Source organism: Pseudomonas sp. FSL R10-2189, assembly GCF_009600325.1.
Lineage (GTDB): Bacteria > Pseudomonadota > Gammaproteobacteria > Pseudomonadales > Pseudomonadaceae > Aquipseudomonas > Aquipseudomonas helleri.
In genome coordinates, this window is record NZ_WIVZ01000023.1 from 17,775 (window position 1) to 26,383 (window position 8,609).

The 8,609-nt window shown below is 59.9% G+C and carries 10 protein-coding genes; 6 read left to right on the plus strand and 4 right to left on the minus strand.

Going from position 1 to position 8,609, the window contains the following annotated elements; translation table 11 throughout:
- Positions 1 to 28 precede the first annotated feature (28 nt).
- Positions 29 to 1,147 (plus strand): quinohemoprotein amine dehydrogenase subunit beta, encoded by a 1,119-nt coding sequence (peaD, locus tag GHO32_RS16885; protein WP_153332567.1) that lies wholly within the window; start codon positions 29 to 31, stop codon positions 1,145 to 1,147.
- A gap of 118 nt (positions 1,148 to 1,265) precedes the next feature.
- Here peaD and GHO32_RS16890 read toward each other — a convergent pair whose 3' ends face one another.
- The 3 genes from GHO32_RS16890 to GHO32_RS16900 are packed head-to-tail and all read right to left on the minus strand — an operon-like array spanning position 1,266 to position 3,804.
- The gene (locus tag GHO32_RS16890; RefSeq protein WP_368668468.1) at positions 1,266 to 2,477 is read right to left on the minus strand and encodes a pyridoxal phosphate-dependent aminotransferase; all 1,212 of its coding nucleotides are present in this window, start codon (positions 2,475 to 2,477) and stop codon (positions 1,266 to 1,268) included.
- Positions 2,478 to 2,479: 2 nt separating this feature from the next.
- The gene (locus GHO32_RS16895) at positions 2,480 to 3,139 is read right to left on the minus strand and encodes an RraA family protein (protein WP_153332563.1); all 660 of its coding nucleotides are present in this window, start codon (positions 3,137 to 3,139) and stop codon (positions 2,480 to 2,482) included.
- Complete coding sequence (locus tag GHO32_RS16900) at positions 3,136 to 3,804, minus strand: RraA family protein (RefSeq protein ID WP_153332561.1); 669 nt, start codon at positions 3,802 to 3,804, stop codon at positions 3,136 to 3,138. The genes GHO32_RS16895 and GHO32_RS16900 overlap by 4 nt, the downstream gene beginning before the upstream one ends.
- 106 nt (positions 3,805 to 3,910) lie before the next feature.
- On the opposite strand from GHO32_RS16900, the gene GHO32_RS16905 reads away from it, so the two are divergent.
- Both GHO32_RS16905 and GHO32_RS16910 read left to right on the plus strand, forming a co-directional pair.
- Positions 3,911 to 4,804: a LysR family transcriptional regulator gene (locus tag GHO32_RS16905; protein ID WP_153332559.1), complete on the plus strand. Its 894-nt coding sequence runs from the start codon at positions 3,911 to 3,913 to the stop codon at positions 4,802 to 4,804.
- A gap of 176 nt (positions 4,805 to 4,980) precedes the next feature.
- Entirely contained in the window at positions 4,981 to 5,733 is a 753-nt protein-coding gene (locus GHO32_RS16910; protein ID WP_153332829.1) for an alpha/beta fold hydrolase, read from the plus strand.
- A 12-nt stretch (positions 5,734 to 5,745) separates the two neighbouring features.
- Here the strand turns inward: GHO32_RS16910 and GHO32_RS16915 are convergent, their stop codons facing one another.
- Complete coding sequence (locus GHO32_RS16915; RefSeq protein ID WP_153332557.1) at positions 5,746 to 6,057, minus strand: hypothetical protein; 312 nt, start codon at positions 6,055 to 6,057, stop codon at positions 5,746 to 5,748.
- A gap of 250 nt (positions 6,058 to 6,307) precedes the next feature.
- Between GHO32_RS16915 and GHO32_RS16920 the strand changes: the two genes are divergently transcribed.
- From GHO32_RS16920 to GHO32_RS16930, 3 genes are read left to right on the plus strand one after another with little or no spacing between them, the layout of a single operon-like run.
- Entirely contained in the window at positions 6,308 to 6,928 is a 621-nt protein-coding gene (locus GHO32_RS16920; RefSeq protein ID WP_153332555.1) for an STN domain-containing protein, read from the plus strand.
- The gene (locus GHO32_RS16925) at positions 6,925 to 7,470 is read left to right on the plus strand and encodes an RNA polymerase sigma factor (protein WP_153332553.1); all 546 of its coding nucleotides are present in this window, start codon (positions 6,925 to 6,927) and stop codon (positions 7,468 to 7,470) included. Before GHO32_RS16920 ends, GHO32_RS16925 begins: the two co-directional genes overlap by 4 nt.
- A 37-nt stretch (positions 7,471 to 7,507) precedes the next feature.
- Entirely contained in the window at positions 7,508 to 8,437 is a 930-nt protein-coding gene (locus GHO32_RS16930) for a FecR domain-containing protein (protein ID WP_153332551.1), read from the plus strand.
- Positions 8,438 to 8,609 lie beyond the last annotated feature (172 nt).

The following is an 8,609-nucleotide window of genomic DNA, read 5'->3' on the forward strand; positions in this document are numbered from 1 at the left end:
CTGGGTACACAAGAATAAGGATTCCAGCATGCCAAGCATCAAAACCTGCGGCCAGGCCGCGCTTGCCGTTCTCAGCGCCTTTTCGCTGACCGTGTTGGCCGATGACAATCGCGCCTTGCAAACCGGCCATGAGTACATGGTGCTCACCAACTACCCTAACAACCTGCACGTGGTGGATGCGGCCACCGACACGCTGTTTAAAACCTGCAAGATGCCGGATGCATTCGGGCCGGGCTCGGTGCAAATATCGCCGGACCACAAAACTGCGTACGTGCTCAATAATCACTACGCCGATGTGTACGGCGTCGAGCTGGACACCTGCAAGCAGGTGTTCCATGCCAGCATCACGCAAAAACCAGGGGAAAAGGCCCGCGCCATGTTCAGCTTCACCCTCAGCCCGGACGGCAAGGAGCTGTACACCATCGCCAACCCGACGTTGATGCTCAACGACCATTACGAGGTGCAGCAACCGCGGCTGGATGTGTACGCCACCGATGCGGGTCTGGATGCCAAGCCGATCCGCAGTTTTCCGGCGCCACGGCAGTTAAGCATCATGCAGGCGGGTGACGACGGCAGCTTGTACGTGGCCGGGCCAGACCTTTATAAAGTCAACCCGCAGACCGGCAAGTTCGATGTGCTGCTCCCCACCCGCCACTGGAACCGCCCAGGCTACAGCTCACCGGACGTGCTGTATTTCTGGAACCATCAGAGCTACCTGCACGATTTCTCGCTGCTCTACACCGCGGCCAAATTCAAGGACGACAAACAGGATCTGACTACCGCTGACTACGTGTATGGCCAGCTCAGCGTTGACCTTAAAACCGGTAAGGCGACAACCACCGATTTTGGCCCGCTGACCGAAATTTACTTCACGGGCATGCGTTCACCGAAAGACCCGAACCTGATGTTTGGCTTGCTCAACCGCCTGTCCAAGTACGACATCAAGCAACAAAAACTCTTGCAGTCGGCACCGCTGGACCATTCGTACTACTGCATCGCGTTCAACAAGGACGGCAGCAAAATCTACCTCGCCGGGACCTACAACGATGTGGCAGTGTTTGATGCCGACAGCATGAAACAAGTGGGCAGCATCAAATTGCCAGGTGGCGACATGGCCATCACCACCTCACAACTGTTTGTGCGTTAACTCCAGCCCCAAAACACTTATGTGGGAGCGGGCTTGCTCGCGATTGGACCGACGCGGTGTAACAGTTACATCGTGTTGCCCGTATCGCGAGCAAGCCCGCTCCCACGAGAAGGGTCATCTAGTCACTGACAGCTTCGCAAAATCCGCGAATCGCTTTGCAGGCGGCCAGCAACGACGCCTCATCCAGTGCATAGGCAATGCGGATGTAAGGCGCCAGGCCAAACGCGCTGCCCGGGACCACCGCCACATTGGCTTCGTCGAGCAGGGCATGGGCGACGTCTTCATCGGTGTGCAGCACGCGCCCACCGGCAGACGTTCTGCCAAGCAGCCCCGCACAGTTGGCAAACACGTAAAACGCACCCGCCGGTGTGGCGCATTCCAGCCCGGGTGTCGCGTTCAACTGTTCGACCAGCAAATCCCGTCGGCCCTGGAACGCTGTTCGGCTCTGCCCGATGAAATCCTTGGGCCCCTCCAATGCTGCCAGCGCCGCCTGTTGCGACACAGAGCACGCTCCGGAGGTCTGCTGACCTTGCAGTTTTTCCATGGCCTCCAGCAACCAGCGTGGCCCGGTGGCAAAGCCAATGCGCCAGCCGGTCATGGCGTAGGCCTTGGAAACGCCATTCATGGTCAAGGTTCTGGCGGCCAGACGCGGTTCAACCTGAGCCAGGGTGAAGAACGCCTGGTCATCGAATATCAGATGCTCGTAGATGTCATCGGCCAGGATCAGCACATGCGGGTTGGCCAGCAGCACTTCGGCCAGCGCTTGCAGTTCGGCCCGGCTGTACACCGCGCCGGTCGGGTTGGACGGCGAGTTGAGGATCAACCAGCGGGTGTGCGGCGTGATTGCCGCGGCGAGCAAGGCCGGGGTCAATTTGAACTCGGCATCACAGGTGACAATACGGGTTTGGCCGCCGCACAACTGAACCATCTCCGGGTAGCTGACCCAGTAGGGCGCCGGTACGATGACCTCATCACCTTCGTTTAAAGTGGCCGCCAGGGCGTTGTAGATCACTTGTTTGCCGCCGCTGCACACCAGGGTGTCGGCCCAGGTCACTTGCAGGCCGTTTTCACGACGGAACTTGGCCGCAACGGCTTCGCGCAATGAACGCACGCCCGCCACCTGGGTGTAACGGGTATGGCCCGCCTCGATGGCCTGGATGGCAGCGGCGCGCACATGCGCCGGGGTGTCGAAATCCGGCTCGCCTGCGCACAACGAGATGATCGTCGCCCCTTGCGCCCGACGTTCTGCCACGCGGTCCATGATCCGGTAAGTGGCCGAAGGTTGGGCGCTGGCCAGTCGCTGGTTCAGGCGCTGGATGTCAGTACTGATACTCATCGGTGCTTACTCTGCAAGTGGTGATAGCCGAGCGCCGCGCGGGCGTCTTTCAAGGAGTTGCCCTGAGCGATCTGCTGGCGGATTTCGGCTTCTACCGACTCGATCTGACGGGCGCACGCGGCAACTTCAGCTGCGCGGGCTCGCGGCACGATGACCACGCCGTTGGCGTCGGCCACGACAATGTCGCGGGCGCACACACGGGCGCTGCCGATGGACACGGGCTGATTCACCGACTGCACTTGCACGCGGTCTTTGCCGGTGCGCATAAAACGCCCTTTGCTGAACACCGGGTAGCCGTCATGCAAGGCTTTGCTGACATCCCGGCAAACCCCGTCGATGACCGTGGCGGCGATGGCCCGGCTTCCTGCGTACTGGGTCATGATGTCGCCCCAGACCGTGCAGTCGGTGCGCCCGCCGTTATCGATCACCACCACGTCGCCGGGGGCTACGTCATCAATAAAGTCGCCCACTGTTCCCGGCGGAACACTGGCCGAAACGTATTGCACGGTGAATGCAGGCCCCACAACCACTTGGGTGTAGTTGGCCAGGGGGGCGATGCCCAGGCACTGGCCGGGCAAGCCGAGTTTATCCAGGGCATCAGAGACGCCTGGAGTGTCCAGCCCTTCAAACAGGGCGACCAACTGCTGATCATTCATTGTGCGTGCTCCGTATTGATGGCATCGAACTGGCTGTCGTGCATGACCTCGGCCACTGAGCGGCCCGCGCGCACGGCGTCGACCATGGCGTTTTGGCGGCGGGTGATGCGCTCGCCGATCGTCACAACCTGCTCAATGGCGGCTTGAGGCACAAACACCGTGCCGCAGTTGTCGGCGATCACGTAGTCGTCTTCACTGACCTCGACGCCTGCGACCGTGATCGTCACCGCCGAGTCGATCTGCACCACCCGGTTGCGTGCGCTGATCATGGTTACGCCACGGCCAAACACCGGGTAACCAATGGACGCGTTGCCGTCGATGTCACGGCTGAAGCCGTCAATCACCGTGCCGCGCACACGTTTGCTGACAGCGGCATTGGCCAGGGTGTCGCCCCAGCACGAGATGCCCTCAAGGCCTCCGGCGATCACCAACACCCGATCATCGCTGTCGATACGTTCAACCACCGGGGTAATCAAATGCACGGTGGGCAGGTTGTCGCCTTTGGGGCCGAGCAGCACGGTGCTGGCGCGGCCGACGATTTTGGGGCAGTTCCACAAGGGCCGTAGGCCAGCGGTGGCGCCTTTGAGGCCAAGGAAATCGAGGGCATCAGACACCGTGTTGGTGTCCAGCGCGGCCAAACGGTCAAGCAAGCAGAGGGGCTTCATGGGGGGAACCTCGGTGGTGACGAAGGCGCCCAGTGTCGAGGAGTGTGTTTGATAGGTATATTACGAATCAAATAAGCGTTAGATACGCCAAACCTATGGATAAACCATGATCAATTTCCGTCTGATCCGTCACCTCTGGTTGTTCCTGGCCGTGGCTGAAGAGCAAAACTTCGGCCGCGCCGCCAAGCGCCTGGGCATGTCGCAACCGCCCTTAAGCGAGCAGATTCAGGTGCTTGAGCAAGCGCTCAAGGTCAAGTTGTTTGATCGCTCCCGGCGCGGTGCCAAATTGACCCCGGTGGGCGCGGCGATTCTGCCGGCGGTACGTAAATTCGCCGAGCAACTGGAGCGTCTGGAACTGGCCGTTGAAGAAGCCGTGGCCGGCCAGTCGGGGGTTTTGACCATTGGGGCAATTTCTACGGCGATGTTCGATGTGCTGCCGGGCTTGATCGAACAATTGAAAAACGACTATCCGCACCTGACCGTCTCGGTGCGTGAAATCGACAGTGTTGAAGCCGTACCGGCCCTTGAATCGTCAGACATTGATCTGGCGTTTGCCCGCCTGGACGGTGACTTGGGCGCATCGATCAAGTCGTTGCCATTGCTCGAAGACCGTCTGGTGGTGGCGATGGCCGCGGATCACCCCCTGGCTTCGCGCAGCCGGATAAACCTGTCCAGCCTGGCCAATGAGCCGTTGGTGATGTTCTCGCGCAAAGTCAGCCCGGTGTATTTCGACAACCTGATCGCCACCTGCAAGGCCAGCGGTTTTTCGCCACGGGTGCTGCACGAAGTACGCTCGGTGGCGTCACAGATTGCCTTTGTCAGTTATGGGCAGGGTATTGCGCTGGTTCCGGCGTCCTTGAAGAAGCTGGCCCCGGCCAACGTGGTGTTTCGCTCGTTGAGCCAGAAGCTCAATGTGGTAACCACCGCCGTGGCCTGGAATGCCGAGCGTGCCAACCCGCTGATCGATGAAATCATTGCCAGATTCCGCGACAAGGTGTGAGTCCGGGTCTGTGGTTTTTATAGGTTTGGCCTATCAAAACCTAACGGAATAAGGAATGTACACCGGCAGCAATTGCCCCGACATTGGCGCTTTGTTTTTTGTACCAGAGGTTTTACGTGCCAACCCTTACCAGCTTTACCCACCACCAGTTGCCGCTCAGTGTCGAGGGCGTGCCGATGAATGTCGCCGCCATCCACCGCGAAGGCGATTTGGCCCCGATTGTGTTCCTGCATGGTTTTGGCTCGACCAAAGAAGACTACGCAGACATTGCCCTGCAGCCAGCATTCGCCGGGCATCCATTCCTGGCCTTCGATGCACCGGGGTGTGGTGAAACCCGCTGCGATGACCTGTCGCGGGTCAGCATTCCATTCCAGTTACAAACCGCCCTTCAGGTAATGGAACATTTCGGTATTGAGCGCTTTCACGTGGTCGGCCATTCCATGGGCGGGCTGAATGCGCTGTTACTGGCCCACCAGTACCCTGAGCGGGTGCTGAGCTTTGTCAATATTGAAGGCAATATTGCCCCCGAAGACTGTTTTCTCAGCCGCCAGATCGTGGATTACCCGGCCCAGGACCCGCAGGCGTTTTTCAATGCCTTTATCGAACGCACCCGCCAGGTACCGGCGTTTGCCAGCGCGCTGTATTCAGCAAGCTTGCGCCACAAGGTACGAGCCGAGGCGGTGCGCGGGATCCTCGAGTCCATGGTCGATTTGTCTGATAACGCCGACCTGATGGGCAAATTCCTTGGCCTGAGTTGCCCGCGCCTGTTTATGTATGGCGAACAGAACGCCTCGCTGTCGTACCTGTCATCCATTCAACGTGCGGGCGTGCAATTGGCGCAGATACCGGCCTGCGGACACTTCCCCATTTACTCCAATCCGACCGAAATGTGGCGACGGATCGCCGGGTTCTACGCGCAACATTCGTAAGCGCTTAACCCCTCAAGGCCGCTGCGGCTTTACCGACGTACCAAAGGTATTGCCCATGCGTACGCTGGTGGCTGCAGGGGTCGACAGCCCGATCTGATTCGGCTGGCGCTTGTCCACCGGCACCTGTTGGGCTTCGGCGTTTTTCTGTGCGGCTTTGTCGGCGTTTTGGCCCGTGCCCAACTGCTGGCTCAAACAGTCGTAGTCCGGCGAGCGGTAACCATCCACTTTCACTTCAGTGCAGCCTTTGGTCGCGTCTTCAGCGTGGGCTACCAGAGGCAACGCCGCACACAAAAAAACACCGGCGAGGGCGGGGAGCAGTTTCATCGGGGTCTCCATGCGGGCCCGAGGAATGAGGGCCGCTATCAGGGCGAAGTCTAGAGCAGGCTGTGTGACAGTCGTGCGATGTTTTTTTGCCATCACTGTAACGTCAGTTTCATAAACGCGCTTCAGGATGACGGTTTTCTAGGGCGCGCAAGCAGTGCAGCGAAGCGGAGCAAAGGGCGAGCGCAGGGCTTGGACTCACGCAGCAAGTTGCCTGGCATTGCTGTGGGTGTTGCTGTGGGCACCGCCCGCAATGACGGCAGAGGCCACGCCGCTGCTGGACATGGACCTGCCCGCGCAAAACCTTGAGCAAGCGTTGCAAGCGTTCAGCCAGGCCACCGGCATGGCCGTGCTGGTGGACCGGGAACTGACCCGCGGGCGGCGTTCAATCGGCGTGCATGGCCGTTACACCGCCCAGCAGGCATTGGGTGTGTTACTGACAGGGAGTGGTCTGATGGCTCGATACGCCAGCAGCGACGCGTTTACCTTGCAAGTGCCTGAAGTCAGTCGCCAGGTTGAGCCGCACGGCGCCAAGGGCAGGGCGGCTGCGGCGCGGATCAACAACAGCTACGCCGCAGCGTTGCAAACGGCCATTGAGCGCAGCTTGTGCGCTTCACCCCTGACCCGTCCCGGCACCTTTCGTGCGCTGGTGCAGGTATGGGTCAATCGTGAAGGTTTGATCGAACACAGCCGGCTGGTCAGCACCACCGGTGATGTACAACGCGATGAAGCATTGGTTCGTAGCCTGGGCGCCACCCGTGTCAATCGACCGGCTCCCAGCTCACTGCGCTCACCGGTGACTTTACTTTTGATGCCTGAAACCGCAGGAACACGCATGGAATGTACAGCAGGGAAAGGAGCCTCGGGGTCATGAAAAATTCCGGGCAGAGTACGATGGTCAGCTTGTTTCTGGCGTCTTACGAGGACTTCAAGGTGCGTTTGCGCAAGCGCCTGGGTTCTGAAGACCTGGCCAGCGATGTGCTGCACGAGACCTATTTGCGGGTAGACCGCATGGAGGTGCCGCCCAACCTGTTGCAACCCAACGCCTACCTGTACCGCATGGCCCTCAATATTGCGGCTGATCGCCGTCAGGCCGATGCGCGCCTGCTGACCGGCAGTGAAATCGAAGACCTGTTGCAACCCAGCGATGAAGCCCTTGACCCTTCACGGGTGGTCGGCGGCCAAAAAGAAATCCAGAGCCTGGTCAAAGCCCTCTATGCGCTGCCACCGCGCCAGCGCAAAATCCTCCTCGCGGCACGTGTCGAAGAAGCCCCGCACCTGGAAATTGCCAAGCGCTACGGTATCTCAACGCGCATGGTTGAAAAGGAAATCAAGGCGGCTTTAGGCTTTTGTGCGCAGCGCCTCGAAAGAAAAGTCATTCAGCGGTTCGGTCCCGGGGCCGGAAAACCGTCTTAAGTAATGAGTCCCTGATAATCCGTGAGAATTGACGCGCTTGAACATTTTTAGCTTCCCCGCTTCCCGGGATCGGTCAAACAGCCAGCTTCAGACAGAAGCCCGGGACTGGCTGATCCTGCTGACCTCCGGCAAGGCCACGGTTGCTGATGCCAAGGCCCTGAAAAACTGGTGCGCACAGAGCCCCGAGCACGCCCAGGCATTTGAACAGGCGAAGGTGCTGTGGCAACAGATGGCGCCTGCCGCCGCCCAAGTCCAGCAGCCGCCACGGCATTTTGGCCGCCGTGCATTTCTGGGCGCGGCCATTGCTGCTTCGGCGGCGGTGGTCATGGTGCGGGTCGGTGTGCCGGGTGGTTTTGACGGGCTCACCGCTGACTACCGCACGGCGGTCGGAGAGCAGCGCGGGGTGGATCTGAGTGAAGGTGTTCGTCTTGAGCTCAACACTCAGACCCGCGTCAGTCAGCGCGACCAGGGCATCGAATTGCTGGAAGGCGAAGTGGAGGTGCTGGCCAACGCTGCACAACCGCTCAAGATACAGGCGGGCAAAGGCTGGCTGAGTGCTGCGCAGGCGCGTTTTAACGTACGCAACACTGACCACAGCGTCTGCGTGACGTGCCTGGACGGCTCCGTTGCAGTGCAGGTTAACGGGCACAACCTGCGTCTGGACAGTGGCCGCCAACTGACCTACACCGCGACCCAAGTTGACGAGCCTGTGGCGGTTGATACCCAAGCGGTGACTGCCTGGCGCGAACAGGTATTGGTGTTCAACAACGCGACGTTGGCGCACATGGTCAACGAGATCAACCGCTACCGCCCCGGCATGCTGGTGTTGCTCAACACTGAACTGGGCAAACGGCGCGTGCAGGCACGCTTCAGCCTGCAACAACTGCCAGGTGTAGCCGTAATGATCCGCGATGCCTACGGCGCCAAATGCACCGAACTGCCGGGTGGCGTGGTGTTGTTGAGTTAGTGAAAGCGAACGCCTGACCAATGCCTTCTCCTTGGGAGAGGGCGCAGCAAGATCAAATGATCGCGAGCAAGGGTCTTGCGCCACGCTTGGCGTAAACCTGAGCACCGTATCGACGCCGCAGCAACAGCGTTGTTTATGAACTTTCAATGACAATGGTTCAGTCCCGCCCTCT